The organism is Streptomyces sp. 8N114 (assembly GCF_052245835.1).
Classification (GTDB): Bacteria; Actinomycetota; Actinomycetes; order Streptomycetales; family Streptomycetaceae; genus Streptomyces.
In genome coordinates this window covers 376,278-401,547 of sequence record NZ_JBQQBT010000006.1, presented here as the reverse complement: position 1 = coordinate 401,547, position 25,270 = coordinate 376,278, and the positions used below count along the sequence as shown (strand labels likewise).

At 69.8% G+C, this 25,270-nt stretch carries 17 protein-coding genes and 1 rRNA gene; 12 read left to right on the top strand and 6 right to left on the bottom strand.

Features of this window, described 5'->3' with window-relative positions:
- Positions 1 to 73: ribosomal RNA gene (rrf, locus tag ACTWQF_RS16655) — 5S ribosomal RNA — on the top strand; the annotation flags it as partial.
- A 953-nt stretch (positions 74 to 1,026) separates the two neighbouring features.
- On the opposite strand, the gene ACTWQF_RS16650 is transcribed toward rrf, so the two are convergent.
- Together ACTWQF_RS16650 and ACTWQF_RS16645 are read right to left on the bottom strand one after the other, a co-directional pair.
- Positions 1,027 to 1,137, bottom strand: a complete 111-nt coding sequence (locus ACTWQF_RS16650) for a hypothetical protein (RefSeq protein WP_443280178.1) — start codon at positions 1,135 to 1,137, stop codon at positions 1,027 to 1,029.
- 453 nt (positions 1,138 to 1,590) lie between these two features.
- On the bottom strand, positions 1,591 to 2,970 hold the full coding sequence (locus ACTWQF_RS16645; protein WP_443280160.1) for a DUF7544 domain-containing protein: 1,380 nt from the start codon (positions 2,968 to 2,970) through the stop codon (positions 1,591 to 1,593).
- A 133-nt stretch (positions 2,971 to 3,103) separates the two neighbouring features.
- Here ACTWQF_RS16645 and mtnA point away from each other — a divergent pair, with 133 nt between their 5' ends.
- The 7 genes from mtnA to ACTWQF_RS16610 all read left to right on the top strand — a co-directional run bounded on the left by mtnA (position 3,104) and on the right by ACTWQF_RS16610 (position 11,669).
- A complete protein-coding gene (gene mtnA / locus ACTWQF_RS16640; RefSeq protein WP_443280159.1) occupies positions 3,104 to 4,267 on the top strand; it encodes an S-methyl-5-thioribose-1-phosphate isomerase in 1,164 nt (387 codons plus the stop codon).
- Positions 4,264 to 4,941 carry a two-component system response regulator MtrA gene (gene mtrA, locus ACTWQF_RS16635; protein ID WP_027738342.1) on the top strand — a complete coding sequence of 226 codons (678 nt, stop codon included), beginning with the start codon at positions 4,264 to 4,266 and terminating at the stop codon, positions 4,939 to 4,941. Before mtnA ends, mtrA begins: the two co-directional genes overlap by 4 nt.
- A 1-nt stretch (position 4,942) precedes the next feature.
- Entirely contained in the window at positions 4,943 to 6,865 is a 1,923-nt protein-coding gene (mtrB, locus tag ACTWQF_RS16630; protein ID WP_443280158.1) for an MtrAB system histidine kinase MtrB, read from the top strand.
- Entirely contained in the window at positions 6,862 to 8,730 is a 1,869-nt protein-coding gene (locus tag ACTWQF_RS16625) for an LpqB family beta-propeller domain-containing protein (protein WP_443280157.1), read from the top strand. Before mtrB ends, ACTWQF_RS16625 begins: the two co-directional genes overlap by 4 nt.
- A 378-nt stretch (positions 8,731 to 9,108) precedes the next feature.
- Complete coding sequence (locus tag ACTWQF_RS16620) at positions 9,109 to 9,699, top strand: ComF family protein (protein ID WP_443280156.1); 591 nt, start codon at positions 9,109 to 9,111, stop codon at positions 9,697 to 9,699.
- A gap of 305 nt (positions 9,700 to 10,004) precedes the next feature.
- On the top strand, positions 10,005 to 10,706 hold the full coding sequence (gene hpf / locus ACTWQF_RS16615; protein ID WP_443280155.1) for a ribosome hibernation-promoting factor, HPF/YfiA family: 702 nt from the start codon (positions 10,005 to 10,007) through the stop codon (positions 10,704 to 10,706).
- A 210-nt stretch (positions 10,707 to 10,916) separates the two neighbouring features.
- Positions 10,917 to 11,669, top strand: coding sequence for a response regulator (locus ACTWQF_RS16610; RefSeq protein WP_433107274.1), 753 nt, complete (start codon positions 10,917 to 10,919; stop codon positions 11,667 to 11,669).
- Between the two features lie 57 nt (positions 11,670 to 11,726).
- Here the strand turns inward: ACTWQF_RS16610 and ACTWQF_RS16605 are convergent, their stop codons facing one another.
- Entirely contained in the window at positions 11,727 to 12,947 is a 1,221-nt protein-coding gene (locus tag ACTWQF_RS16605; RefSeq protein WP_443280154.1) for a winged helix-turn-helix domain-containing protein, read from the bottom strand.
- 159 nt (positions 12,948 to 13,106) lie between these two features.
- Positions 13,107 to 13,694 (bottom strand): GNAT family N-acetyltransferase, encoded by a 588-nt coding sequence (locus ACTWQF_RS16600; protein WP_443280153.1) that lies wholly within the window; start codon positions 13,692 to 13,694, stop codon positions 13,107 to 13,109.
- A 228-nt stretch (positions 13,695 to 13,922) separates the two neighbouring features.
- On the opposite strand from ACTWQF_RS16600, the gene secA reads away from it, so the two are divergent.
- Positions 13,923 to 16,760, top strand: coding sequence for a preprotein translocase subunit SecA (secA, locus tag ACTWQF_RS16595; RefSeq protein ID WP_443280152.1), 2,838 nt, complete (start codon positions 13,923 to 13,925; stop codon positions 16,758 to 16,760).
- A gap of 174 nt (positions 16,761 to 16,934) precedes the next feature.
- Here the strand turns inward: secA and ACTWQF_RS16590 are convergent, their stop codons facing one another.
- Complete coding sequence (locus tag ACTWQF_RS16590; protein WP_443280151.1) at positions 16,935 to 17,408, bottom strand: Rv3235 family protein; 474 nt, start codon at positions 17,406 to 17,408, stop codon at positions 16,935 to 16,937.
- 285 nt (positions 17,409 to 17,693) lie between these two features.
- Here ACTWQF_RS16590 and ACTWQF_RS16585 point away from each other — a divergent pair, with 285 nt between their 5' ends.
- Positions 17,694 to 18,221 (top strand): DUF6912 family protein, encoded by a 528-nt coding sequence (locus tag ACTWQF_RS16585; RefSeq protein WP_443280150.1) that lies wholly within the window; start codon positions 17,694 to 17,696, stop codon positions 18,219 to 18,221.
- Positions 18,222 to 18,316: 95 nt separating this feature from the next.
- Complete coding sequence (locus ACTWQF_RS16580; RefSeq protein WP_443280149.1) at positions 18,317 to 19,036, top strand: HAD family hydrolase; 720 nt, start codon at positions 18,317 to 18,319, stop codon at positions 19,034 to 19,036.
- A gap of 16 nt (positions 19,037 to 19,052) precedes the next feature.
- On the opposite strand, the gene ACTWQF_RS16575 is transcribed toward ACTWQF_RS16580, so the two are convergent.
- Positions 19,053 to 19,628 (bottom strand): DJ-1/PfpI family protein, encoded by a 576-nt coding sequence (locus ACTWQF_RS16575; protein WP_443280148.1) that lies wholly within the window; start codon positions 19,626 to 19,628, stop codon positions 19,053 to 19,055.
- A 434-nt stretch (positions 19,629 to 20,062) separates the two neighbouring features.
- Between ACTWQF_RS16575 and ACTWQF_RS16570 the strand changes: the two genes are divergently transcribed.
- Entirely contained in the window at positions 20,063 to 25,132 is a 5,070-nt protein-coding gene (locus tag ACTWQF_RS16570) for an NAD-glutamate dehydrogenase (protein WP_443280147.1), read from the top strand.
- The last annotated feature ends 138 nt before the right edge of the window (positions 25,133 to 25,270 follow it).

The window sequence follows — 25,270 nt, the reverse complement described above, 5'->3', positions numbered from 1 at the left end:
CCCGGAAGCTAAGCCTTACAGCGCCGATGGTACTGCATGCGGGAGCGTGTGGGAGAGTAGGACACCGCCGAACTCATTGTGTGAATAAGCCCCGTTGGCTGACGCCAACGGGGCTTTTCCATGTCCAAATTCTTTGCGGGGCCCTTTCCGGACGGGGGAATTCCCTCTGGCCCTCCATGTTTCAAGACGCCCTGCAGCCTTAAGGCTAAGTACACATCGGTGAGTGCTGGAGCGAGTGAGAAGGCGGCGCGTCGACAACCGTCGGTCCATGCCTGCGCAGTCATTCTGCGGTTTCCCGGCGTTCTGCCTGAGCCTGTGATGCGGCTGCCGCCTCGTATACAACGTCGAGAGTGCCGCGGGCGCGGACCATTTCTTCAATCCGGGGGTCGGAGACTGGGGCGACGAGAATCGTGTGCCGTTGGATCAGAAGCGGTAGCACCAGTAGCAGTCCTTCTTCGACCGGTGCTCGGTCAAGTCCAGTGTGTAGGACCCGGGGGGCCTGCGCGGGGCTGTGCGGAGGATTTTTGATGCCATTGCCCGAAGGTCGGATTCGACGAGGGCAGGGAGTATCTGCTGGTGTGAACGGCCGGTGACGCTGACTCAGGTCACCCCGATCGTGGGCGAGGAGGTCAATGTGATCACCGGCGCGGGATGCCAGGGTGGCGAGAAGGAGCGCTACGTCCATGGAGACGTCGAGCCAGGGAACGTTGCCGAGGCGGCCTGCCGACGCCGACGTGCGGGCCGGTGTCCAGGGCGAGCAGCCGCTCAGTGAGCGGCGGGGAAGTCGCAGTCTGGAGAGGTGGGCTGGACGGGTATGCGCCCGAGGTGTGTATGCCGCGGGTGAGAGTGCGGTTGCTCTGGGGTTCGGCGCGAGGAGGACGGTGCGGCCGGAGTTCCGGGTGGCTGTACGGAGGTCGTTGCGCTGGTGCTCAGTGGGAGAGCGGGGGTGATGCGACGGAGGGTGTCGTCCAGATTGCGCACGAGTGTGTAGCCAACCTGGTGGGCTGGGCTGCCGGCGTAGGTGTCCTAGTCGGAGGTGAGGGCGGCGGCGCGTAGTTGGTCGGAGTGGTCGGGAAGGGCGTTGCCTGCCTCGGCGGCGGCTTCGTCGGCAGTGCGGCCCGGCCGTGGGTCGAGCAGCGCACGCTCTTCGAGGGAGTGGAGGTTGGCGCGAATCCGTTCCTGGAGGCTGTGCTCCAGTGGCTGGCCGCTGCGTGGGACTCGGCAGCGGCGCGATGGTCGGCTGCGCTGCGCGGCCGATCGGTGAAGAGGGGGACGGAGTCTGCCGTCGGCACAGGGCGGAGTTTGCCCCGGCGGAGGCGGAGGGCGACGAGAAGGAGGACAAGGTGGAGAGCGATGGTGGTGAGACCGATCCAGCCGCCTGGTGTGGCTTCGGCGATGCGGTGCCGCAGCAGTCAGGGCGTCCTGGAGCAGGTTGGGGTCGTGCTCGTGGTACTCAGGCCGGGACAGCTCGCGTTCGGCGTCTTCGCGGGCAGGCAGCCGGGGGTTGGTGACGGGGCCTTCGTTGTTCGCCGCGTGGCGGAGGGCGTCGGCGTGGCGTGCGAGTACGTCGGCGTATCCCCCGGCATGGCGTCAGCTTTCCGGAGCGGGCGGCTCGGGATCCTGGCGCTCGAAGCCTGGGACGCCTGCGGCGCGGGCCAGTTCGAGGTCGAGCGCCTCGCGGCGGATGCGCTGGTCGAGGTAGAGGAGGGCGGTGATGCCCGCGCTGAGGGGGAGGGAGACGGCCGAGGCGAGAACGGAGCCGATGCCGCTGATGATGAGGGAGGTCCAGTCGGTGGCGGCAGCCGGGTCCGTGAGGGTGTCTCCGCCGCTGACGAGTGTGGAGATGGCGGTGGTCGGCACCGAGACCACGAAGGAGATGGCGAAGACCAGGAGGAGGGTGAGGAGCTGAATGCCCAGGATGCGCCACCAGTTGCCGCGTACCAGCTTGGCTGAGCGGCGCATGGAGGCGATGAGGCCCTGCTTCTCCAGCATCAGGGCCGGGGGTGCGAGGCAGAAGCGGACCCAGACCCAGGCGGCAGCGGCTATTCCGCCGAGCAGGCCGAGGAAGAGGAGGGAGATCGCCAGGCTGGCCGGGCCCGCGAATGCGGTGAGGATGCCGGGGAGCAGGCAGCCGAGGAGGACGAGGGAGACCAGGAGGGGGATGAGGAGCAGCAGGCCGAGCAGGCGAAGCAGCTGAGGGCGGGCGTCCCGCCATGCATCGCCGAGAGTGACCTGGCGGCCGAGGACCGCGCGGCTGACGACCACGGTCAGCATGGCGGTGGCGATCACGGTGCCGAGCATGCCGACGACGCCGATCACGCTGACGCTGCCGAGGGTGCCGGTGAGGGCGTTGTTCAGTTCCTGGAGGCTGGGGTTGTCGTTTTCGGTGAGGGCTTCGAGTTCGCTGGTGTCGCCGAACCAGAGGCGCATGGTGATGACCGAGACGAGTTCGGTGAGCACGGCGACGACGAGGGAGATGCCCAGCGCGGTGCGCCAGTGGGCGCGCATGGCGCTGACGGAGCCGTCCAGGATCTCGCCGATGCCCAGGGGCCTGAGCGGGATGACGCCGGGCTTGGCGGCCAGCGGGGGCTGGGCCCAGCCGGAGGAGTTCCAGCCGGCGTTGTCCCAGCCGCGGTTGGGGCCGGCACCGGGCGGTGGGGTGGCACCCCATCCGCCGGCCTGGTTCCGGGGCCGGGCGGGGTGCTGCCTGGGAACGGGGCCTCGACCCTTGCGCCGGCCTCGGTCATCGCCCTGGTCGCCCCAGGTCCAGCCCTGAGGGGCGGCGGGGGGCTGGTCGGCGGCCCACTTGCTGGGGCGGGGGCGGTCGTCTGCTGCGGGGCGGGGTGCTGCCTCGGAGGAAGTGCGCTCCGTGTCGTCGCCGGGGGTGCCGTCGTCCTTTTCGGGGTTGCCGGAGGGACGGGGATCGGGCGAAGCGGATCCGGGCGAAGCCCAGCCCGGGGAGTCGTTCACTTGAGGTCACCTCGTGGTGGGTAGTCCCATGCCTGCTGGGTTGCCCATCGTGCCATGGGGCTGTGCGGGTGTGGCCGGGTGGGAGCAGGCGACGCCCTTCATCGGGCCTGCGCCGAGCGGGCAGACTGGACGGATGGCTGATGAGTGTGTGCCCGTGATCCGTTACGAGGAGTTGCCGGAGGGGCCCGTCGTCGTGCTCCTCGACCAGACTCGGCTGCCGGCGGAGGAGGCCGAGCTGGTGTGCACCGATGTGCCGGCGCTGGTGGACGCGATCCGGTCGCTGGCGGTGCGGGGCGCGCCGGTTCTGGGCATAGCCGGGGGGTACGGGGTCGCGTTGGCGGCGGCGCGTGGGTTCGATGTGGCGGATGCCGCGGAGCAGCTGGCGCATGCGCGGCCGACAGCGGTGAATCTTGCGTACGGGGCGCGGCGAGTGGAGGCCACATACCAGGAGGCCCTCCGGGCGGGGGAAGGTGAGGCGACCGCCGCTGCTCAGGCGCTGGCGGAGGCGCGGGCGCTGCACCGGGAGGACGCCGAGGCGAGCGACCGGATAGCCGAGTACGGGAGCGCGCTGCTGTCAGAGTTGGTGCCCGGCGGCGGGCTGCGGGTCTTGACGCACTGCAACACCGGGAGGCTGGTCTCGGGTGGGGACGGCACGGCGCTGGCCATCGTCAAGGCGGTGCACCGTGCTGGTGGGCTGCGGCGGCTGTGGGTGGGGGAGACGAGGCCGTTGTTGCAGGGGGCGCGGCTGACGGCGTACGAGGCGGCAGAGGCGGGGATGGCTTACAGCGTGCTGGCGGACAGTGCCGCAGGGTCGCTGTTCGCGGCCGGTGAGGTGGATGCGGTGTTGGTGGGGGCCGACCGGATCGCGGCGGACGGGTCGGTCGCGAACAAGGTCGGGACGTATTCGCTGGCGGTGCTGGCCGGGCATCACGGGGTGCCGTTCGTGGTGGTGGCTCCGGTGACGACGATCGACCTGGACACGGAGTCGGGCAGCGGGATCGAGGTGGAGCAGCGGGCGGCGCACGAGGTGACCGTGGGGCCGTGGGCGAGACCGACGGGTCCTGGGACAGGCCCTGGGCCGGCCTTCGGAGAGGGCCCGGGAGCGGGTCCGGCACTGGTTCCGGTGGGGGCGCAGGCCTACAATCCTGCGTTCGATGTGACGCCGTCTGCGCTGGTCACGGCCGTGGTGACGGATGAGGGGGTGGCCTCTCCCGTGACACCCGTCAGTATCGCGGAACTGTGTTCCACATCACGTAGGAGGGCGGCGCGATCGGCTAATGGGATGATGAAGGCATGAAGGGACGCGTCCTTGTCGTCGATGACGACACCGCACTGGCAGAGATGCTCGGCATTGTTCTGCGCGGAGAAGGTTTTGAACCGTCGTTCGTCGCGGACGGCGACAAGGCGCTTGCCGCCTTCCGGGAGACCAAGCCTGACCTGGTACTGCTCGACCTGATGCTGCCGGGGAGGGACGGCATTGAGGTGTGCCGTCTGATCCGGGCGGAGTCCGGGGTGCCGGTGGTCATGCTCACCGCCAAGAGCGACACGGTCGATGTGGTGGTCGGGCTGGAGTCGGGGGCCGACGACTACATCGTCAAGCCGTTCAAGCCGAAGGAGCTGGTGGCACGGATCAGGGCGCGGCTGCGCCGTTCCGAGGAGCCGGCGCCGGAGCAGCTGGCCATCGGCGATCTGGTGATCGATGTGGCGGGGCACTCGGTGAAGCGGGAGGGGCAGTCCATAGCGCTGACCCCGCTCGAGTTCGATCTCCTGGTGGCGCTGGCGCGTAAGCCGTGGCAGGTCTTCACGCGCGAGGTACTGCTGGAGCAGGTGTGGGGGTACCGGCACGCGGCGGACACCCGGCTGGTCAACGTCCATGTGCAGCGGCTGCGCTCCAAGGTCGAGAAGGATCCGGAGCGGCCGGAGATCGTGGTGACCGTACGCGGCGTGGGATACAAGGCCGGGCCCAGCTGAGATGACCCGTAACACCGCACCGCACCGCACCGGTGGGGGGCGGGGCGCTGGTCGCGAGTCCGATATGTCCAAATTCGGGCGTTTGTGGCGAAGTGGCGTCCTCTTCTCCGACGGCCTCCTCCCCGAGGGCGCGACCGGTCCCGGCGCACGCCCCATGGTGCGCTTTTTCGTGCGGTGGGTGCGCAGGCCGCTGCTGCCGGTGATGCGGCTGTGGCGGCGGAACATCCAGCTCCGGGTTGTCGTGGCCACGCTGCTGCTCTCGCTCGGTGTCGTGCTGCTGCTGGGGCTCGTCGTCATCGGGCAGGTCCGCAACGGTCTGCTGGAGGCCAAGGAGCAGACAGCGCAGAGCCAGGCATCGGGCGGTTTCGCCGCAGCCGAGCGGATGGCCGACAGCGCGGGCAGCGGCCCCAGCGGCGAGGACAGCATCCGCGGCAGCAGAAGCGCCCAGAACTCCGGCACCTGGCTGAACAACCTGGTCGAGCAGCTCGCCAGCGGCGGGCAAGGCGTCTACTCGGTGGTGGCGCTCGGCTCCGACAACAACGAGTCGCCGTTCCTCGGCAACAGCAACCTCACCACCCGTGGCCCGCGCTCCTCCGGCGACATCCGCCCCGAGGAGAGCATCCCCAAGGACCTGCGTAAGGCCCTCGACGACGAGCCGGGGCCGCACCGCCGCTACGCGCGCGTCTACCGGCAGGACCACAGCAGCGACCCGGCGCTGATCGTCGGCAAGCGCCTCAACGACGCACGCGGCAATCCCTTCCAGCTCTACTACGTCTTCCCCTTCGCCCAGGAGGAGGAGTCGCTGAGCCTGGTCAAGGGCACGCTGGCGACCGCAGGTGTGTTCGTCGTGGTGCTGCTGGGCGCGATCGCGTGGCTGGTGGTGCGGCAGGTGGTGACGCCCGTACGGATGGCCGCCGGGATCTCCGAGCGGCTGGCGGCCGGCCGGCTCCAGGAGCGGATGAAGGTCACCGGCGAGGACGACATCGCCCGTTTGGGGGAAGCCTTCAATAAAATGGCGCAGAACCTCCAGGTCAAGATCCAGCAGCTGGAGGAGCTGTCCCGGATGCAGCGCCGCTTCGTCTCGGACGTCTCGCACGAGCTGCGGACGCCGCTGACGACGGTGCGGATGGCGGCCGACGTCATCCATGAGGCGCGCGAGGACTTCGATCCGGCGACCGCACGCTCGGCCGAACTGTTGCTCGGACAGCTCGACCGGTTCGAGTCCCTGCTGGCCGATCTGCTGGAGATCAGCCGGTTCGACGCGGGCGCTGCCAATCTGGAGGCGAGCGCCGTCGACCTGCGCGATGTGGTGCACCGTGTCGTCGAGGGCTGTGAGCCGCTCGCCGAGCGCAAGGGCGGAAGGATTCTCGTACGGGGTGACGAGCAGCCCGTGATCGCGGAGATGGACGGGCGCAGGATCGAGCGGGTGCTCCGCAACCTGGTCGACAACGCCGTCGAGCACGGTGAGGGCGCTGACGTCGTGGTGCGGCTGGCGACCGGCGGCGGTGCGGTGGCGGTGGCCGTACGGGACTACGGCGTCGGCCTCAAGGAGGGCGAGGCGGAGCGCGTCTTCAACCGTTTCTGGCGTGCCGACCCGGCGCGGGCCCGGACGACGGGCGGCACGGGGCTGGGGCTGTCGATCGCGCTGGAAGACGCCCGGCTGCACGGCGGGTGGCTGCGGGCCTGGGGCGCGCCGGGGGACGGTTCGCAGTTCCTGCTCGTTCTGCCCTGTACGGCCGGGGAGCCGCTGCGTGGCTCGCCGCTGCGGCTGGAGCCCGAGGATTCGCGCAGAAAGCGGGAGCGGGCGCGCGAGCGGGAGCGGTCGGCCGCGCCGACGGGCGCTTCACCGGTGCCGGCGGGCGGGGCCACCGGGGGCGTGCGGGACGACGAGCGAGTGGGACGGTCCGGAGGGGAGCGGGGATGAGCGCCGCCGAGGGGCGCACGGAACGCGGGGGAGGCGCGCTGCGACGGCGGCGCGCGCTGGTCATCCTCGCCGCGTGCGGGACACTGCTGGCCGGGTGTGCGTCGATGCCGGACGGCGGCAACGTCAAACATGTCAGTTCCTCGCACCACGCCGACGGCGACTCCCAGGTGCGCGTCTACAGCGTCAGCCCCCAGAAGGGTGAGGCGCCGGCGCAGATCGTGCGGGGCTTCCTGGAGGCGACGACCAGCGACGAGGCCACTTTTCCCACCGCGCGCGAATATCTGACCCGCAGTCTGGCCCGCCGCTGGGACCCGTTCGCGTCGACGACCGTCCTCTCGGAGGGGCCGAGTGCGGCGAAGGCGCCCCGGCGCATCAGTCCGCCCACCGATGACGGCTACTCCGTGGAGGTCTCCGGGGCCCGGATGGCCGAGGTGGACAGCAAGCACGCCTACTCGCCATCCAAGGGCGACTACAGCGAGGTGTTTCACCTGACCAAGGTGGACGGGGAGTGGCGGATCGATGAGATGCCGGACGGTCTCGTGCTCGGCGAGTCCGACTTCCAGCGCATCTACCGTCCCATCAACACCTACTACTACGCGCAGCTCGGCCCGGACGCGGATTCGATCACGGATGGTCAGAACGTGCTCGTAGCCGATCCGGTCTATCTGCGTCGTCGTATCGACCCGGTCACCAAGACGGTCTCCGCGCTGTTGCAGGGGCCGTCCGGATGGATCGATCCCGTGGTCAACTCCTCGTTCCCCCGCGGGACCCGCCTGGCGCCCGGACAGCACCTCTCGGTGGACGACTCAGGAGTCCTGCGCGTACGGCTCAACGCCCGGGGGGCCACGGCCGGGGGCAAGCAGTGCGTGCGGATGGCTGCGCAGGTGCTGTACACGGTGCAGGACCAGGCGTCGGCGAAGGTCGGCAAGGTGGAACTGGTGGGGCCGAAAAACCGCGAGCTGTGCGCACAGACGCGGGAACAAGTCGCCGCATACCAGCCTGGGCGCCTCAACGGCAGTGCGAAGAAGGCGTACTTCGTGGACGAGAACCACCGGGTCGCCGCCGTCCAGCGCAAGAACGAGTCGCCGCACCCGGTCGAAGGCCCGCTGGGCAGCGGGAAGGTGGAGATGGGCGCCGTAGCGGTGAACCGGATCGAGAACGAGGGGGCCGCCGTCTCGCGCGGGCGGCGCGGGCTCTACGTCGCCTCACTGGAGGGAAGCAGCGCGGCCCCCACGCTTGGTGACCCCGTGCTCACCAGCAAGGCCAAGCACGAGAACGACCGGTTGACGGCGCCCAGCTGGGACGGGCTCGGTGATCTGTGGGTGGCCGACCGCGACCCGGACAACCCCCGGCTGCTGCGGCTGCGCAGCGGCAAGGAGCGGCCCGACGAGGTACGCGTGCCGGACCTGGACAAGGGGGAGCGCATCGAGTCGCTGCGGATCTCCTCCGACGGTGTACGGATTGCGCTGCGCGTGCGTGAACGCGACGGGCAGGCCTCGCTCCAGCTCGGCCGGGTGGTGCGCGGGGGCACGGTGAAGAAGCCCCGCGTGACAGTGGAGCAACTCCGCCCCGTGGCACCCCAGCTGGTGGATGTCTCGGCGGCGTCGTGGGCGGGCGGCAGCCGGCTCGTGGTGGTGGGGCGCGAGTCCGGGAGCGTGCAGCAATTGCAGTACATGGAGACCGACGGCTCAGTCTCCGACCAGCCCACCCTCCCGGGGATCACCGACGTGACGGGGGTCGCCGCCTCCGAGGACGAGGCAAAGCCGCTGCTCGCCGACTCCGAGGACGGCATCGTGCGACTGCCTCCCGACGCGAACTGGAAGATGCTGACGGAGAACGGCTCGGCTCCCGCCTACCCGGGCTGAGGCGCTGAGCCCTTGAGTTGCTGAGCGGAGCTGCTGAGCCGCGCTGAGCGGAACCGCTGCGTTGTCCGGGCTGGCGCGCGAGCCGCTGACCTGCGGCAATTCCCTCTTGAGGTACGGCCGTTCGGGCTGGGTGCGACGTCTCCCCGGAAGTTATCCACAGGGGTGGTGGCGCCGCTCCCCGGATGCCAGAGTGGGGTCATGCCGAAGTCCTGGCAGGGACTTCGGCGGGAAATCGCAGGTCTGGTGCTGCCCATGGGGTGTGCCGGTTGCGGTCGCCCGCGCGAGCGGGACCGCTTGTGCGAAGAGTGCAGCAGCGTGCTGAATGGCGCGGTGCCGCGGCGGGTTTGGCCCTCGCGCGTGCCGTCCGGACTGCCTCGGGTGTACGGAGCGCTCACGTATACCGGCGAGGCCCGAGCCGCGCTGCTAGCTCACAAGGAGCGCGGTGCCCTTGGGCTCGCCGCGTTGCTGGGACCGGTGCTCGCCCGCGCCGTCCTGATGGCCTCGCACGCGCCGGAGACCTCCGCGCCTGCCTCCGTGCCCACCGCCCCCGCTCGGCGCGGGCCGCCCTCCCGGGACGGCGGCCCGTCCCCACGGCGCCGGATGCCGGTCACGCTCGTGCCGGTGCCTTCCGCGCGCCGGGCAGTCGCGGGGCGGGGGCACGACCCGGTACGGCGCATGGCGCGGGAGGCCGCGCGGACGCTCAGGAGGGAGGGCATGGCCGTACGGGTGCTGCCCGTGCTGCGCCAACGACGGAGGGTCGTCGACCAGTCGGGGCTGACGGCGGCACAGCGGACCGCGAATCTTGCCGGAGCCCTGGAGATGGTGCCAGGCGGCGAACGGCTGCTGGGTGCGGGCCGGGTCGTGCTGGTGGACGATGTAATGACAACAGGTGTGTCGCTCGCCGAGGCGGCGCGTGCGTTGGGAGGAGGGGCCGCGGCTGCGGTGCTGGCGGTGCGCTCGGACGGGTGACCAGGGGAAACGGAACGTTGCCCCGGGTGACCGCGATGGAACTATCGGATCGAGGACATCGTTGCAGGTGATACCAGGGGTGAGTCCCCTGATCGGAGGTACGTGCCGGTAGGGGGTGCCGAGGATCCCCCGCTGGAGGTACGTTCGGATTGGGTGGCGATCTCCCCTCTGGGGGAGAAGGAGGTGAAACTCGCAAGCCGACCTCGAGCCGGAGAGCCAACGGCGGGAGGGCCGAGCCTCCGGCGTCAGTGCACCAAGGACGGTTCTGCACCGAGATGTGGGACTGTCCGGGAACGGAGTTCTGCGTGGACATCGTCGTCAAGGGCCGAAAGACAGAGGTGCCCGACCGGTTCCGCAAGCACGTGGCCGAGAAGCTGGAGAAGGTTCATAAGCTCGACGGAAAGGTGATCAACCTAGAGGTCGAGGTGGCCAAGGAGCACAACCCCCGGCAGGCCGACCGTTCCGACAGGGTGGAGATCACCCTGCGTACGCGTGGACCGGTCATTCGTGCGGAGGCAGCGGCCTCTGACCCGTACGCGGCGCTCGATCTGGCCACCAGCAAGCTGGAGGCCCGGCTGCGCAAGCAGGCCGACAAGCGTCGCGTCCACCGTGGCGGGAGCCGCACACCGATGAGTGTCGCGGCGGCAACCGCCCACCTCGCGTCGGAACTCAACGGAGAACTCGACGCGGCTGCCGGATCGGTGGCCGCTCCCCCGGAGGCCGACAGCCACGTTGTGGTCACCAGGATGGGACCGCTGGAGGTGCAGGGCGAGGGGCCGCTCGTCGTCCGGGAGAAGACGCATGCGGCGGCACCCATGACGCTGGACCAGGCGCTCTACGAGATGGAGTTGGTAGGCCACGACTTCTATCTGTTCGTCGACTCCGAGACCAAGCAGCCCAGTGTCGTCTACCGGCGGCACGGCTACGACTACGGCGTGATTCATCTGGAGCCGGACCCGTTCGTCCAGGAGCCGCCGCCCGGAGCGGGCGGGGCGCTGGGTGGCTGACGCCGAACGGCGGCAGACCGGCACAGCCCACTACGGGCAGCCCAGCACGGGCCTGGCACAGCCCTGTGCGCCACCGGCTTGATGTTCGCGCCCCTGGCCGGATCCGCGGGACCCGGCCAGGGGCGTCGGCATGAGTAACATCAAGACCCACGCCAACCGCCTTTGGCCGTAGCGGGGTTGGTGGGAGACCAGGGTGCAGGGGGAGGAACGATGGTGGACAGCTTCGGGCCCGTGATGCCCATGCCCGACGCACACCCGGGCCCGGGGGCGGAGGAAGAGCCGCTGGAGCGGGAGCGGCGCAAGGAGCCGATCCGGGTGCTGGTCGTCGACGACCACGCGCTGTTCCGGCGTGGGCTGGAGATCGTCCTGGCGCAGGAGGAGGACATCCAGGTCGTCGGGGAGGCGGCAGACGGGGCCGAGGCGGTGGACAAGGCGGCGGACCTGCTGCCGGACATCGTGCTGATGGATGTGCGGATGCCGAAGCGGGGCGGGATCGAGGCGTGCACCTCCATCAAGGAGGTGGCCCCCAGCGCGAAGATCATCATGCTGACGATCAGCGATGAGGAGGCCGATCTCTACGACGCCATCAAGGCGGGTGCCACCGGCTATCTGCTCAAGGAGATCTCCACGGACGAGGTCTCCACGGCGATCCGGGCGGTGGCCGACGGCCAGTCGCAGATCAGCCCGTCCATGGCGGCGAAGCTGCTCACCGAGTTCAAGTCCATGATCCAGCGCACCGACGAGAGCAAGCTGGTGCCCGCGCCCAAGCTCACCGACCGGGAGCTGGAGGTGCTCAAGCTGGTGGCCACGGGGATGAACAACCGGGACATCGCCAAAGAGCTGTTCATCAGCGAGAACACCGTGAAGAATCACGTACGCAACATCCTGGAGAAGCTGCAGCTCCACTCCCGGATGGAAGCGGTGGTCTATGCGATGCGGGAGAAGATCCTCGAGATCCGCTGAGGCGTTGCTGGAGGGGTCTGGGGCGGTCCTGGGCGATCTGCCGGCGTCGGTGTGTTTTCAGACGCCCAGTGCGTCCAGAGCGGTCCGGAGACGGGGACGCAGCTCTTCGGGGGTGCAGCGTTCCACCCGTACCGCGTCGCAGCCCACCCAGGTGGCGGCCTCGCGCAGTGCCTGCGCCATCGGCTCCACGGCCTTGGGGCTCTGCAGCGAGAGCTGGCGGGCGACGAGGGTGGTGCCCTCGCGGGCCGGGTCCACGCGGCCGACGAGCTTGCCGCCGGCGAGCAGGGGCATCGCGAAGTAGCCGTGCACCCGCTTCGGCTTGGGGACGTACGCCTCCAGGCGGTGTGTGAAGCCGAAGATGCGCTCGGTGCGGGGGCGGTCCCAGATGAGGGAGTCGAAGGGGGAGAGCAGCGTGGTGCGGTGCCGCCCGCGTGGGGTGCTCTCCAGGGCCGCCGGGTCGGCCCAGCCGGGACGGGACCAGCCCTGTACCTGGACGGGGACCAGGCCGGTGTCCGCCAGTACGGAGTCCACCTGTTCGCCTTTGAGCCGGTGGTAGTCGGCCAGGTCGGCACGGGTGGCGACGCCCAGCGCGGCGCCTGCCTGGGCCACCAGGCGGCGCAGGCACTCGCGGTCGTCAAGGTCGTCGTGGAGCAGCGCTTCGGGGACGGCGCGCTCCGCCAGGTCGTAGACGCGCTTCCAGCCGCGCCGCTCGGTGACGACGACCTCGCCGACATCCAGCAGCCACTCCACCGCGATCTTGCTCTCGGACCAGTCCCACCACTCGCCACCGTTACGGCCGCCGCCCAGACCCGCCGTGGTCAGCGGCCCCTCGGCCTTGAGCCGGTCGCGGACGGCGGCGCAGGAGCCCTCGCGGTCCTTCATCTGGTGCCAGCGGTGACCCCGGGCGCGGAAGGCGCGGCGGCGGAAGGCGAAGTGCGGCCACTCCTCGATGGGCAGCACGCATGCGGCGTGCGACCAGTACTCGAAGCTGTGCGACCCCGACCAGTAGGCCGACTCCACCGCCTGCCGTCCCACCGGACCCAGCCGCGCGTAGGGCACCAGCTCGTGCGACCGGGCCAGCACCGAGATCGTGTCCAGCTGCACCGCGCCCAGCCGCCGCAGCATTCCGCGCACTCCCGCCCGCCGGTCCGGGGCGCCCAGCAGCCCCTGGGCCCGCAGCACGATCCGCCGGGCCTCGTCGGCGGAGAGGGAGATCTGCGGCGCTGGTGCAGGGGCGGAGCCGGGCGGAACAGCGGTGGTGGACACGCCAGTCGTCATGCCGCCCACCATAAGTGCGCCCACTGACAGCCCACTTGCCGGTTCCTCCAGAACACCTGCGGGGCTTCCCCGAAAGCCCGGTGTTCTGCTCTGCCGGAGCCCGCTGCTTCTGCCGGAGCCTGCTGCTTCTGTCCGGGCCCGCATTTTCCGCCGGAGCCGCTATGCCTGCGGCGACGGCAGATAAGGCGTGTCCAGTCCGTATCCCCAGTCCGAGGGGAGCAGCGCGGCGATGCGGGCGTCGCGGCGTGTTCCCCTGTGCACGATGCGTGCCCGCTGTACTCCCTCCTCCACGAAGCCGAGCCGCTGGGCGACGGCGCGTGACCCCTCGTTCTCGACCTGGGCGATCCACTCCAGACGTTCCACGCCCAGCGAGGTGAAGGCCCACTCGACGACTGCCCGCCCGGCCTCTGCCGTGTAGCCCTTGCGCCGGTGGCCGCGGGCTGTCCAGAAGCCCAGTTCGGCCTGGCGTTCCGCGCTGCGCAGCTGTGCGAGCCGGACCAGGCCCATGGAGCCCGCCAGCTCGCCGTGGTGAGTGAAGATGCCGAAGTTGTACATCGTGTCGTCCCGCCAGCCGGCAGGGCTCGCACCACGGACGAAGTCTTCGGCATCCTTGAGTGTGTAGGGCTCAGGTACTGGCACGAAGCGCTGAATGTCCGGATCGTCGCACGCGGCGGCGACAGCTGCCTCGTCGCGCTCCTCGAAGGGGCGCAGGACCAGCCGCTCGGTGTGCAGTGTGATGGGCTCCATAACCTGATTGTGCCGTCGGGCTGTCCGGCACCTTCCGGGGCTCCGGCACGTTGGGGGTACAGGGGCAGTCGTCCCTCGCATACGATGGCCGGTGCGGTATTGGCCCTCGGCAAGGAGAGGACCTCGGTGATCTTCGCCGAAATCGGTGATCTTCGCCGGTATCCGCACCGACCATCCGCACTGACCGTGCAGACCGTGCCAGGCCCGACCGGCAAGGAGCCACCCTAAGTGTCCGTCTTCGGCAAGCTCATGCGTGCAGGTGAAGGGAAGATCCTGCGCAAGCTGGACCGCATCGCGCGGCAGGTGAATTCCATCGAAGAGGACTTCGTCGACCTGTCGGACGCCGAGCTGCGGGCACTCACGGACGAGTACAAGGAGCGGTACGCCGAGGGCGAAAGCCTCGACGACCTGATGCCGGAAGCGTTCGCGACCGTCCGTGAGGCTGCCAAGCGGGTGCTGGGCGAGCGGCACTACGACGTACAGCTGATGGGCGGCGGTGCGCTGCACCTCGGTTACGTCGCCGAGATGAAGACCGGTGAGGGCAAGACGCTGGTCGGCACGCTGCCCGCGTATCTGAACGCGCTCTCGGGCGAGGGCGTACACATCGTCACGGTCAACGACTACCTGGCGCAGCGTGACTCCGAGTGGATGGGCCGGGTGCACCGCTTCCTCGGGCTGTCCGTCGGCTGCATCATCGCCAACATGTCCCCCGCCGAGCGCCGCGAGCAGTACGCGTGCGACATCACCTACGGCACGAACAACGAGTTCGGATTCGACTACCTGCGCGACAACATGGCGTGGTCGAAGGACGAACTGGTGCAGCGGGGCCACAACTTCGCCATCGTCGACGAGGTCGACTCCATCCTCATCGACGAGGCCCGTACGCCGCTGATCATCTCCGGACCCGCCGACCAGGCCACGAAGTGGTACAGCGACTTCGCGAAGCTCGTCAAGCGCCTGGAGAAGGGCGAGCCCGGCGATCCGCGCACCCAGAAGCCGGAGACGGGCGACTATGAGATCGACGAGAAGAAGCGCACGGTCGCCATCCACGAGTCCGGCGTCGCCAAGGTCGAGGACTGGCTGGGCATCGACAACCTCTACGAGTCGGTCAACACCCCGCTGGTCGGTTACCTCAACAACGCGATCAAGGCCAAGGAGCTCTACAAGAACGACAAGGACTACGTCGTCCTCGACGGCGAAGTCATGATCGTCGACGAGCACACCGGCCGCATCCTCGCCGGCCGCCGCTACAACGAGGGCATGCACCAGGCGATCGAGGCGAAGGAAGGGGTGGAGATCAAGGACGAGAACCAGACGCTCGCCACGATCACCCTCCAGAACTTCTTCCGCCTCTACAAGACTCTTTCGGGTATGACCGGTACGGCGATGACCGAGGCCGCCGAGTTCCACCAGATCTACAAGCTCGGCGTCGTCCCCATCCCGACCAACCGGCCGCTGGCCCGTAAGGACCAGGCCGACCTGATCTACCGCACCGAGGTCGCCAAGTTCGACGCGGTCGTCGACGACATCGTGGAGAAGCACGAGATCGGCCAGCCGATCCTGGTCGGCACCACCTCGGTCGAGAAGTCCGAGTACCTCTCCAAGCAGCTCACCAAGCGCGGTGTTCCGCACCAGGTGCTCAACGCGAAGAACCACGAGCGTGAGGCGCTGATCGTCGCCGAGGCGGGCCGTAAGGGCGCTGTCACGGTCGCCACGAACATGGCCGGTCGTGGTACCGACATCAAGCTCGGCGGCAACGCCGAGGGCATGGCGGAGAACGAGCTGCGCGAGCGCGGCCTCGACCCGAACGAGCACCCGGAGGAGTGGGCGGCCGCGCTGCCCGCCGCGCTGGAGAAGGCCGAGAAGTCGGTCAAGTCCGCCGTCGACGAGGTCAAGGAACTGGGCGGCCTCTATGTGCTGGGCACCGAGCGCCACGAGTCGCGCCGGATCGACAACCAGCTGCGCGGCCGCTCCGGCCGTCAGGGCGACCCGGGCGAGTCCCGCTTCTATCTGTCGCTGGGCGACGACCTGATGCGGCTGTTCAAGGCGCAGATGGTGGAGCGCGTGATGGCGATGGCCAACGTGCCGGACGACGTCCCGATCGAGAACAAGATGGTGACCCGCGCCATCGCCTCCGCGCAGTCCCAGGTCGAGCAGCAGAACTTCGAGATCCGGAAGAACGTCCTCAAGTACGACGAGGTGCTCAACCGGCAGCGCGAGGTCATCTACGGCGAGCGCCGCCGCGTCCTGGAGGGCGAGGACCTGCACGAGCAGGTGCGGCACTTCATGGACGACACGATCGAGGCGTACGTCCAGGCCGAGACCGTCGAGGGCTTCGCCGAGGAATGGGACCTGGAGCGGCTGTGGAGCGCCTTCAAGCAGCTCTACCCGGTGCAGGTGCCCATCGAGGAGCTGGAGGAGGCCGCGGGCGACCGCGAGGGCCTGACTGCCGACTTCATCATCGAGGCCATCAAGGACGACATCCACGAGCAGTACGACGCGCGGGAGAAGGAGCTGGGCTCCGAGATCATGCGCGAGTTGGAGCGGCGCGTGGTGCTGTCGGTGCTCGACCGCAAGTGGCGCGAGCACCTGTACGAGATGGACTACCTCCAGGAGGGCATCGGCCTGCGAGCGATGGCCCAGAAGGACCCGCTGGTCGAGTACCAGCGGGAGGGCTACGACATGTTCCAGGCCATGATGGACGGCATCAAGGAGGAGTCCGTCGGCTACCTGTTCAACCTGGAGGTCCAGGTCGAGCAGCAGGTCGAGGAGGTGCCGGTCGAGGAAGCGGCGCCGGCGCCGTCCCTGGAGAAGGAGGGCCCGCGCGACGCGGTGCCCGCTGGCGCGGCTCCGGCCATCCACGCGAAGGGGCTGGACCAGCCGCAGCGTCCTGACCGGCTGCACTTCTCGGCGCCCACCGCGGAGGGCGGCGTGGTCGAGCGAGACCTCGACACCTCGGACACCGGCGCCCCGGCGGACGACAGCGGCCCGGTCCGCTCGCCCGCCGACGGCCTCACCCGTGCGGAGCGCCGCAAGGCCCAGAAGGGCCGCAAGAAGCGAAAGTAGCGCCGCGAGGTGCGTTGGGGCCGGGCACTTGGTGCCCGGCCCCCTTGTGTTTCGGGGGATCTTTGCTCCGACCCTCGCCTGTGCTGGCAAGGGGGTGCCCCTTCCTGATGTCCGCAGGCTGCGGGTGGGTTGTGGTTGCTCGCGCAGTTCCCTGCGCCCCTTACGGGGCGCAGGTCATGGCTTGATGTCCAGTTCGATGGCTGTGCAGCGCCATCGGTTGTCGGAGCACCATTCCAGGCGGAAGGCCATGGCGCGCTGGTGGGCGCCGGTGGCGATGCGGGCGAAGGCTTCGATGACGCCGTCGCGGGGCTGGGTGCCGCGGGCTTCCAGTACGGCGGGTGCCGTGCGGTCGGTGCCGCGGGGGCGGAGCGGGGCCAAGGGGGCGAGGGCGGTCAGCCGGTCGTACGCCGGGCCCCTGGCGTACGCGAGCAGCGTCTGGACCGGGCACTGGCCGCTCAGTACAAGCAGCAGGCGGTGGGCGAACCAGAACGGGGGCCGACGCTCGCGGGCGCGGTGGGCGGCGGCGCGCAGGGCTGCGTCGGCGGGGCGGCGGCTGTCCCGCCGGGCCGGCGGCCGGGACGGTGCCGTGCGCGGGGTGCGCCTGCGCGGTTGGCGTCCGGATGCCGACTCGGAGACGGGTGTCGTCATGGGCTCCCCCGTGGTGGTGTGCCGGGCCCGGCGGGCTGATACCGGGCGGTAACTGGCTGGACGGCAATGGTTGTAGCGGCGGAGCGCGGCGTACCGCAATGAGCCGGGGTGGGTGCGGGAGGGGGCCGGGGAAGTTCCCCTATCTGGTGGGGGAGGCCGCTGTGCGTTGACCTCGCACCAGCTCTACCTGCGGGTTTACGGGGCCGTTGGGGAGGGCGACGCGGGCGCCCTGCCCGTATGCTGACGGGGCATACGGTCCCCGGCGATACACGAAAGCGGCAGCCCATGCGTGTCTATGTCCCTCTGACCCTGCCCGCACTGAGCGAGGCTCACGGTGCGGGTGAGCTGGGACCCGCACCCGTCGAGGCGTACGCGGTCACCCCCGGGCTGCGCGCGTGGTGGGGCTCTCAGGACGAGGAAGAGCTGGAGTACGCGGCGCTCCGGCAGGCGGCGGGCGCCTCGCTGCGGCTGCTGGCCGACCAGTTCGAGGCCGCGCGGCGCCGGGTGGTCGTGGTGGCGGAGGCCGCTGAGGCAACCGTCACCGTGGCCGAGGAGACGGGCGGCGACCGGGATGACGAAGGGGATGACGAGGGCGCCGTCGGCCGGGTGCGGCTGACCGCCGCTGTCCCGTTGACCAAGGCAGCGGCCGTCCATCTCGACGCGGAGGACGCGGTCGACGACGTGACGGCGGCGCTCGGCGCGCTGTCCGCCGCACTGAGCGGTGACGAGAAGGCGCAGCAGGTCGTGGACCGCGCCGATGACCACGAATTGCTGTGGTTCGCGACTCAGGAGATCCCGGCATTGGTCGGCTGATAAGCGGCTGACCTGCGGCGTTACCCTTAGCTGCGGCTGTCGGGCGGCGGGAAATGGGTGTCGCGTTGTCAGTGCTCTCTCCTACCGTCAGACGCATGGTCTTGGGGCGAAAGCAGAAGTCCGCACACATCGTGTGGGATTGGAACGGCACACTGCTGCACGACATCCACACTGTCCTCGAAGCGACGAACGCCGCGTTCGACGAGCTCGGTCTGCCGGTCATCACGCTGGAGAGATACCGGGAGCTGTACTGCGTTCCGGTGCCGCGCTTCTACGAGCGGTTGATCGGCCGGCTGCCCACCGACAGCGAGTGGCAGCTCATGGACGAGACCTTCCACCGGCACTACTGGGCGCGGATCTCCGATGCGGGCCTCGCCGAGGGAGCCGCCGAGCTGCTGGCGTCCCGGCAGGAGGCGGGCCGCACCCAGTCGCTGTGTTCGCTGGCGCCGCACGACCGGCTGCTGCCACTGCTGCGTACGTACGGCATCGACTCGCACTTCGTACGGGTCGACGGCTCGGTCGGTCCGTCCGGCGGCGGCAAGGCGGCCCAGATGGTGCGGCACCTCGCGGCGCTGGCCGGCGTGGAGCCGGGCCGGACGGTGGTGATCGGGGACGCGGTGGACGACGCTCTGGCAGCCGCGCACGCGGGCGCCAGAGCGGTGCTGTTCACCGGGGGCTCGCACAGCCGGGCCAGCCTGGAGGAGGCCGGGGTCCCGGTGGTCGACACGTTGCACCAAGCCGTCGAGACGGCGGAGGAGCTGGTGGCCGAGGCGGTGGAGCCGCCGCGGGAGGACTCCGCCGGAGTGCAGGCGTAGCGGCCGGTCCGCGAGCTCAGTTCTGTGTCGCGGACTCCTCCCTGGTCCGCAGTACGGTCAGGAATTCGCGCATCCAGGCGGAGTGGTCGGGCCAGGCGCGGGAGGAGACCAGGGGGCCGTCCACCACGACTTCCGCGTCCTGGAAGTCGGCGCCCGCTGTCTGCATATCCATCTCCAGCGCCGGATAGGCGGTGACCCGGCGCCCGCTCAGCACGCCCACGGCGGCGGTCAGCAGCGGCCCGTGGCAGATCTGGGCGACGGGTTTGTCCGCGTCGAAGAACGCCTTGAGCACCTTGCGCAGCTCCGGGTCGTTGCGCAGGTACTCCGGCGCCCGGCCGCCGGGGATGACCACACCCGCGTACTGGCCTGGCTCGACCTCGGAGAAGGCGAGGTCGGCGGGCCAGGTGTAGCCGGGCTTCTCGGTGTAGGTGTCGTAGCCGTCCTCGAAGTCGTGGACGACGAAGCGCAGCTTCTTGCGGGTGGGAGCCGCGATATGCACGGTGTAGCCCTCTTCCCGCAGCCGCTGGTAGGGGTAGAGCACCTCCAGGGACTCGGCGGCGTCGCCGGTCACGAGCAGGATGTTCGCCGTCATGCTGTCTCCCTCTCCCGGGCCGGCGCCCGGACGGGAACCGCCCGGGGCGCCGGTACCGTCTGTGTCAACGTGCCCCGCGATCGTCGCTTTGCCAAGAGTTCCCCCGGCCCTTCCCCTGCTGGTCGGATCGGTGAAGTTGATCTCGGTGTGCTAGCTGTCCGTACAAATTGCACTCGCTATCTGTACAAATCAGGCCCATGACACTCCGCAGCCCGAGAGCGATAGCCTTACCTACGTGATCAGCGCGATATCCACCGGAGGATCCGCCCTCGGGCGCCCCTCCGTGCAGCGCCCCCCGCGCGACCGCGGGTGGGGCGTCGCTGGTCGTCTCTCGCGGCACAGCGGCGGACCCGAGCGGAGACCCCGCGTCATTCCGGTGCCGTGCCTTCATTTTCCCGACGTCACGCAACGGCGCGCGACAGGAGCCAGAGGACATGCAGAGCAAGCTGGATGAAGCAAAAGCCGAGCGGCTGGCGGAAGCCGCCCGGGTGGCTGAACAGAGCCCGGCCCAGGGGCGCCACCCGGTCCAGGGGCCCCATGGCCCCAAGGAGGGGGCCCTTGGCGCGTATCTCCAGCGGTACTACCTGCACACGGCGCCGGAGGACCTCGCCGACCGCGATCCGGTCGACATCCTCGGCGGCGCACTCGCCCACTACCGGCTCGCCGAGGAGCGGCCGCAGGGCACGGCCAACGTCCGGGTGTACTCGCCGTCGATCGACGAGAACGGCTGGTCGTGCACGCATTCGGTGGTCGAGGTCGTCACCGACGACATGCCGTTCCTGGTCGACTCGGTCACCAACGAGCTCTCCCGGCAGGGCCGCGGCATCCATGCAGTGATCCACCCGCAGATGGTGGTCCGCCGGGATCTGACCGGAAAGCTGCTGGAGGTGCTCTCGGTCGGCCGGGACGACCTCGCGCAGATGCCGGACACCCAGTTCCCGGACACCCGGGCCACCGAAGGTGAGAAGGCGAAGCCGAAGAAGAGGGGCAGGGGCAAGGAGGCACCGGACGCCGGGCTGCCGCACGACGCGCTGGTCGAGTCCTGGATCCACGTCGAGATCGACCGCGAGACGGACCGCGAGGACCTCAAGCAGATCGCCGCTGACCTGCGCCGGATCCTTTCCGATGTGCGGGAGGCCGTCGAGGACTGGCAGAAGATGCGCGGCGCGGCGCTCCGGATCGCCGAGGAGCTGCCGAACGAGCCCACCGACGAGCTCCCGCAGGAGGAGATCGGGGAGGCCCGGGAGCTGCTGCGCTGGCTGGCCGACGACCATTTCACCTTCCTCGGCTACCGCGAGTACGAGCTGGATGCCGCAGGTGGCGACCAGCAGAAGGCGGGCGACGGCGGCGAGGAAGGCGAGGAGCTGAGCCTCGCCCCGCTGGCCGGCACCGGGCTGGGCATCCTGCGCGCCGATCCGCAGCGCAGCACGGAGGAGAGCCACCCGGTCTCGCCGTCCTTCAACCGGCTGCCCGCCGACGCCCGGGCCAAGGCGCGGGAGCACCGGATGCTGGTGCTCACCAAGGCGAACAGCCGTGCGACCGTGCACCGTTCGTCGTATCTGGACTACGTGGGCGTCAAGAAGTTCGACGAGGCGGGGAACGTCATCGGGGAGCGCCGCTTCCTCGGTCTTTTCTCGTCCGCCGCCTACACCGAGTCGGTGCGCCGGGTCCCCGTCGTACGGCGCAAGGTCGCCGACGTGCTGGAGAGCGCGGGCTTCACGCCCGACAGCCACGCCGGGCGTGACCTGCTGCAGATCCTGGAGACGTACCCGCGCGACGAGCTGTTCCAGACCTCGGTCGAGGAGCTGCGGTCCATCGTCACCTCCGTCCTCTACCTCCAGGAACGCCGCAAGCTGCGGCTCTACCTGCGCAAGGACGAGTACGGGCGGTACTACTCGGCGCTGGTCTACCTCCCCCGCGACCGCTACACGACCGCGGTGCGGCTGCGGCTGACCGAGATCCTCACCGAGGAACTGGGCGGTACCAGCGTCGACTTCACCGCGTGGAACACCGAGTCGGTGCTCTCCCGGCTGCACTTCGTCATCCGGGTGCGGACCGGTGCCCAGCTCGCCGAGCTGACCGACGCGGAGATCGAACGTATCGAAGCCCGGCTGGCCGAGGCGGCGCGCTCGTGGGCGGACGGCTTCAACGAGGCGCTGATCGCCGACTGCGGTGAGGAGCAGGCCGCCGAGCTGGCACAGAAGTACGCGCGCGCCTTCCCCGAGGGCTACAAGGCGGACTTCTCGCCGCGCGCCGCCGTCGCCGACCTCCAGCACATCGAACAGCTGGTGCACCGCGGCAAGGAGAACGACTTCTCGCTCAGCCTGTACGAGCCGGTCGGCGCGGGTCCCGGCGAGCGCCGGTTCAAGATGTACCGGACCGGCAGCCCCGTCTCCCTCTCGGCCGTACTGCCGGGCCTGCAGGCGATGGGCGTCGAGGTGGTGGACGAGCGGCCGTACGAGCTGCGCTGCGCCGACCGCTCGCACGCCTGGATCTACGACTTCGGGCTGCGGATGCCGGACGGCCAGCGCGGTCTCGAGGAGGAGACCCGCGAGCGCTTCCAGGAGGCGTTCTCGGCGGTGTGGACCGGCCGCGCGGAGAACGACGGGCTGAACTCGCTGGTGCTCTCCGCGGGGCTGACCTGGCGGCAGGCGATGGTGCTGCGCGCGTACGCGAAGTACCTGCGGCAGGCCGGCTCGACCTTCAGCCAGTCCTACATCGAGGACACGCTGCGCGGGAACGTGCACACCACCCGGCTGCTGGTCAACCTGTTCGAGGCCCGGCTGGACCCGGCACGCAGGTGGGCGGGGCACGAGCTGACGGACGGCATCCTGGAGGAGCTGAACGGCGCGCTCGACCAGGTGGCGAGCCTGGACGAGGACCGCATCCTGCGCTCCTTCCTCACCGTCATCAACGCCACCCTGCGCACCAACTACTTCCAGCTCGCCAGCGACGGCAAGCCGCACACCTATGTGTCGATGAAGCTGGACCCGCAGGCCATCCCGGACCTGCCCGCGCCGCGGCCCCAGTTCGAGATCTGGGTGTACTCGCCGCGCGTCGAGGGCGTCCACCTGCGGTTCGGCAAGGTCGCACGCGGCGGTCTGCGCTGGTCGGACCGGCGCGAGGACTTCCGTACGGAGATCCTGGGCCTGGTCAAGGCGCAGGAGGTCAAGAACACCGTCATCGTGCCGGTGGGTGCCAAGGGCGGCTTCGTCGGCAAGCAGCTGCCGGACCCGGCCACCGACCGCGACGCCTGGCAGGCCGAGGGCATCGCCTGCTACAGGACGTTCATCTCCGGACTGCTGGATGTCACCGACAACCTCGTCTCCGGGGAGGTCGAGCACCCGAAGGACGTGGTGCGGCACGACGAGGACGACACCTACCTCGTCGTCGCGGCCGACAAGGGCACGGCCACCTTCTCCGACATCGCCAACGAGGTCGCTCAGGCGTACGGCTACTGGCTCGGCGACGCTTTCGCCTCCGGCGGCTCGGCGGGCTACGACCACAAGGGCATGGGCATCACCGCGCGCGGCGCCTGGGAGTCCGTCAAGCGGCACTTCCGCGAGCTGGGCCACGACACCCAGACCGAGGACTTCACCGTGGTCGGCGTCGGCGACATGTCCGGCGACGTGTTCGGCAACGGCATGCTGCTCTCCGAGCACATCCGGCTGGTGGCCGCCTTCGACCACCGGCACATCTTCCTCGACCCCGACCCCGATACGGCCGGCTCCTACGCGGAGCGCCGCCGGCTGTTCGAGCTGCCGCGCTCCTCGTGGGCGGACTACGACGCCAAGCTGATCTCGGCGGGCGGCGGCATCCACCCGCGCGGCGCCAAGTCGGTGCCGATCACCCCGCAGGTGCGCGAGGCGCTGGGCATCGAGTCGGGCATCACCAAGATGACCCCCGCCGAGCTGATGCGTGCCATCCTGAGCGCCCCCGTCGATCTGCTGTGGAACGGCGGTATCGGCACCTACGTCAAGGCGTCGACGGAGAGCGACGCGGACGTCGGCGACAAGGCCAACGACGCGATCCGGGTGGACGGCCAGGACCTGCGGGTGAAGGTCGTCGGGGAGGGCGGCAACCTGGGCTGCACCCAGCTCGGCCGGATCGAGTTCGCCGCGAACGGCGGCCGGATCAACACCGACGCGATCGACAACAGCGCCGGCGTGGACACCTCCGACCACGAGGTGAACATCAAGATCCTGCTGAACTCCGTGGTGGCCGACGGCGACATGACCGTCAAGCAGCGCAACAAGCTGCTGGCCGAGATGACCGACGAGGTCGGCGAGCTGGTGCTGCGCAACAACTACGCGCAGAACGTGGCGCTGGCCAACTCCCTGGCCCAGGCCCCCAGCCTGCTGCTGGCCAGCCAGCGGCAGATGCGGGCGCTGTCCAAGGAGGGCAAGCTCGACCGGGCGCTGGAGTTCCTGCCCTCGGACCGGCAGATCCGGGAGCGGCGCAGCAACGGGCAGGGGCTGACCCAGCCGGAGATCGCGGTGATGCTCGCGTACACCAAGATCAACATCACGGGTGAGCTGATCGTCACCTCGCTGCCGGACGACGCCTACCTGGAACGGCTGCTGTACGCCTACTTCCCCAAGCCGCTGCGGGAGCGGTTCGCCCAGCAGATCGCCAACCACGCGCTGCGCCGCGAGATCATCACCACGTTGCTGGTCAACGACACGGTCAACACCTCGGGTTCGACCTTCGTACACCGGATGAAGGAGGAGTCCGGTGCCTCCACGGAGGAGATCGTGCGCGCCCACACGGCCGCGCGCGCCATCTTCCGGCTCGGCGACATCTGGGACGAGGTGGAGGCGCTGGACAACAAGGTCGCGGCAGGCGTCCTCACCGACATCCGGCTGCGTTCCCGGCAGCTCGTCGAGCGGGGCACCCGCTGGCTGCTCAACAACCGTCCGCAGCCGCTGGCGCTGGCCGAGACCATCGAGCTGTTCTCCGACCGGGTCGAGACGGTCTGGGCGGAGCTTCCCAAGCTGCTCAAGGGCGACGACCTCAGGTGGCACCAGCGGGTCTACGACAAGCTGGCGGGCGCCGGCGTCCCCGCGGATCTGGCGCTGCGCATCGCGGGCTCGGCCGCGGCGTTCTCCGCGCTGGACGTGGTGGCCGTCGAGGGCCGCACCGACACGGAGCTGATGGACGTCGCCGAGGTCTACTTCGACCTGTCCCACCGGCTCGGCATCACCCAGCTCCAGGGCCGCGTCAGCGAACTGCCGCGGGCCGACCGCTGGCAGTCCATGGCCCGCTCCTCCATCCGCGAGGACCTCTACGCGGCGCACCAGCTGCTGACAGCCGATGTGCTGGCGGCGGGCGACGGTGCGGCGACGTCGGAGCAGCGGTACGAGGCGTGGGAGGAGAAGAACCACGCGATCCTCGTCCGCGCCCGGGCCACCCTGGACGAGATCCAGGCGTCGGAGACCTTCGACCTGGCGAACCTCTCGGTGGCGATGCGGACGATGCGTACGCTGCTGCGCAGCAACCGCTGAGCGCCCCGTAAGGGGCGCGGGGAACTGCGCGAGCAACCACGACGTGCCCGCAGACCGCCGCCGGTACCAGCCCCGGCGGCGGTCACGCGTTCAGCCCTCCGTGGCGCGACGGGCCGCTCCGGTGCTGCCTACCGTGAA

What these genes read in the sequence shown, in the direction of transcription:
- mtnA (WP_443280159.1), top strand. Translation starts at nt 3,104, where the DNA reads ATGGCTGATGAGTGTGTGCCCGTGATCCGTTACGAGGAGTTGCCGGAG.
- mtrA (WP_027738342.1), top strand. Translation starts at nt 4,264, where the DNA reads ATGAAGGGACGCGTCCTTGTCGTCGATGACGACACCGCACTGGCAGAG.
- mtrB (WP_443280158.1), top strand. Translation starts at nt 4,943, where the DNA reads ATGACCCGTAACACCGCACCGCACCGCACCGGTGGGGGGCGGGGCGCT.
- ACTWQF_RS16625 (WP_443280157.1), top strand. Translation starts at nt 6,862, where the DNA reads ATGAGCGCCGCCGAGGGGCGCACGGAACGCGGGGGAGGCGCGCTGCGA.
- ACTWQF_RS16610 (WP_433107274.1), top strand. Translation starts at nt 10,917, where the DNA reads ATGGTGGACAGCTTCGGGCCCGTGATGCCCATGCCCGACGCACACCCG.
- ACTWQF_RS16605 (WP_443280154.1), bottom strand. Translation starts at nt 12,947, where the DNA reads ATGACGACTGGCGTGTCCACCACCGCTGTTCCGCCCGGCTCCGCCCCT.
- ACTWQF_RS16600 (WP_443280153.1), bottom strand. Translation starts at nt 13,694, where the DNA reads ATGGAGCCCATCACACTGCACACCGAGCGGCTGGTCCTGCGCCCCTTC.
- ACTWQF_RS16590 (WP_443280151.1), bottom strand. Translation starts at nt 17,408, where the DNA reads ATGACGACACCCGTCTCCGAGTCGGCATCCGGACGCCAACCGCGCAGG.
- ACTWQF_RS16585 (WP_443280150.1), top strand. Translation starts at nt 17,694, where the DNA reads ATGCGTGTCTATGTCCCTCTGACCCTGCCCGCACTGAGCGAGGCTCAC.
- ACTWQF_RS16580 (WP_443280149.1), top strand. Translation starts at nt 18,317, where the DNA reads ATGGTCTTGGGGCGAAAGCAGAAGTCCGCACACATCGTGTGGGATTGG.
- ACTWQF_RS16575 (WP_443280148.1), bottom strand. Translation starts at nt 19,628, where the DNA reads ATGACGGCGAACATCCTGCTCGTGACCGGCGACGCCGCCGAGTCCCTG.
- ACTWQF_RS16570 (WP_443280147.1), top strand. Translation starts at nt 20,063, where the DNA reads ATGCAGAGCAAGCTGGATGAAGCAAAAGCCGAGCGGCTGGCGGAAGCC.